The organism is Actinotalea sp. C106 (assembly GCF_023630195.1).
GTDB lineage: Bacteria > Actinomycetota > Actinomycetes > Actinomycetales > Cellulomonadaceae > Actinotalea.
Genome location: NZ_JALPKN010000409.1, coordinates 1 through 2,130, shown reverse-complemented (window position 1 = coordinate 2,130; position 2,130 = coordinate 1). Strand labels below are relative to the sequence as shown.

The following is a 2,130-nucleotide window of genomic DNA, read 5'->3' as shown; positions in this document are numbered from 1 at the left end:
AGAGCGTCGTGCACCGCGGCCGCGCGCCCCGAGACGGCCAGCTCCCCGGCCCCGTCGAGAAGGGTCAGGGTCAGGGCGCCGATCTCGGCACGGGCCTGGGACTGCTCGCGCTCGAGCCGAGCCGCTGCCCGGGTGGCGAGCCAGGGCGCCAGGACGCTGGCCACGAGCAGGCACACCGCGAGCCAGGCCGCCGCTGCCGGGAGGAAGGCCGCGAGGAGCACGACGCTGCCCGCGCCGACGACGGCCGCGACCGCCGCAGGGAGCAGACCACGCACGACGGCGTCCCCGACACGGTCGACGTCGGCCCCCACGCGGGTGAGGAGGTCACCCCGCCGCACGCCCACCAGGGCCTCGGTCCGTCCGGCGGCCAGCCGGGAGTACAGCTCGGTACGCAGGGTCGCCATGCCGCGCAGGGCGAGGTCGTGCGAGACGAGGCGCTCGAGGTAGCGCAGCAGCCCGCGGGTGATCCCGAAGGTGCGCACCGCCACCGCCGCGATCGAGAGCTCCATCGCGGGCGGCATCTGGGAGGCCCGGGCGATCAGCCAGGCCGAGACGGCGGCGAGGGCCACCGCGCTGCCCAGGGCGCCCGCCCCGGCCAGCACCGCTGCTGCGACCCGCCGCCAGGAGACGTCGAGCAGCAGCACCGCGCGGACCAGGGGGTCGGTGCGCACATCCTGGACCCTGCTCATGAGCGCGGTCCCTCCGGTGCGGTGCCGGCTCCCTCAAGGGCACCGGAACGGACCTCGACGACGCGGTCGGCGCAGGCCAGCAGCGTGGGCCGGTGCGCGACGAGCAGGACGGTCCGGCCCTGGCCTCGCAGGTGCTCCACGGCGCGCAGCACCACGGTCTCGCCCTCGTGGTCCAGGTGGGCCGTCGGCTCGTCGAGCACCACGAGGGCGGCGTCGTCGAGCAGGGCCCTGGTCAGCGCGAGGCGTTGGCGTTCACCCAGGCTCAGCCCGTAACCGCCCTGGCCCACCGTGGTGCCCCAGCGCGCGCTCAGGCGGGCCACGACCGTGTCGAGACCGGTGAGCTCGGCGACGCGGTCCCGGTCGAGGGGGTCGACCTGCCGCCCGTCGTCGACGAGCTCGGCGACCGTGCCGGGGGTGAGCACGGGCCGCTGGGGCACCCAGGTGATCTGCGACCACCACGAGCGCGGGTCGACCTCGCGCAGGTCGAGCCCGGCCACCCGGACCCGGCCGGAGGTGGGGGGCAGCAGGCCCAGGAGGACGGCGACGGCGGTCGACTTGCCGGCTCCGTTCGGGCCGGCGAGGGCGGTGACCGTACCGGGCGAGAGGGTCAGGTCGAGGCCCGCGGGGGCGAGGAGGTCGCGGTCGGGTGCGGTGACGGAGACCTCTTCCAGCCGGACGGTGGCCGAGCGCAGGTCGGGGGCAGCGGTGCGGCCGCGGGCCGGTGCGGGGGTCTCGAGGATCGTGAAGGTCTGGTCCGCGGCAGCCACCCCGTCCGCCGAGGCGTGGAAGTGCGCACCGACCTGGCGCAGCGGCAGGTAGACCTCGGGGGCGAGCACGATGACGGCCAGGGCCGTGGTCAGGTCGAGGTGGCCGTAGACCAGGCGGAAGCCGACGCCGACCGCGACGAGCGCGACGGCGAGGGTCGTCAGGAGCTCGAGCACCATGCCGGAGAGGAAGGCGACCCGCAACGTCCCCATCGTGGCTCGACGGTGGGCGTCCCCCAGCGCACGCACGCGGGCCGCCGGGCCGTGCTCACGCCCCAGGGCGCGCAGCGTCGGGAGTCCGGTGAGCAGGTCCAGCACCTGGTCCCCGAGGCGCTGCATGGTCGCGAGCCGCCGCTGGGCGTAGCCCTGGGTGAGCCAGCCGACGAGGGCCATGAACAGGGGGACCAGAGGCACGGTCAGGGCGATGGTCACCGCGGCGATCCAGTCCAGCCCGAGGACCACCGCGAGGGCCGCGGGGGTGACGGTCGCGGCGAGCAGGAGCTGCGGCAGGTAGCGGACCAGGTAGGGCTCGAGGTCGTCCAGGCCCCGGGTCGCCAGCGTGGCCACCGTCGCGGTCCGTCCCCGGGCGAGCCAGCGCGGCCCGAGAGCCGCGGCGTGGGTGAGGACCTGGACGCGCAGCTCGGCGACCGTGCGGGTCGCGGCGCGGTGGGCGTACC

Annotated in this window: 2 protein-coding genes; both read right to left on the bottom strand. The window is 76.3% G+C overall.

The genetic code is table 11. The features are described 5' to 3' along the window. On the bottom strand, positions 1 to 689 hold a 689-nt coding region (locus tag L0B03_RS16980), incomplete at its 3' end, for an ABC transporter transmembrane domain-containing protein (RefSeq protein ID WP_250448063.1). After that, positions 686 to 2,130, bottom strand: a 1,445-nt coding sequence (cydD, locus tag L0B03_RS16975) for a thiol reductant ABC exporter subunit CydD (RefSeq protein ID WP_250448061.1), incomplete at its 5' end; no start/stop codon positions are given. The genes L0B03_RS16980 and cydD, both read right to left, overlap by 4 nt.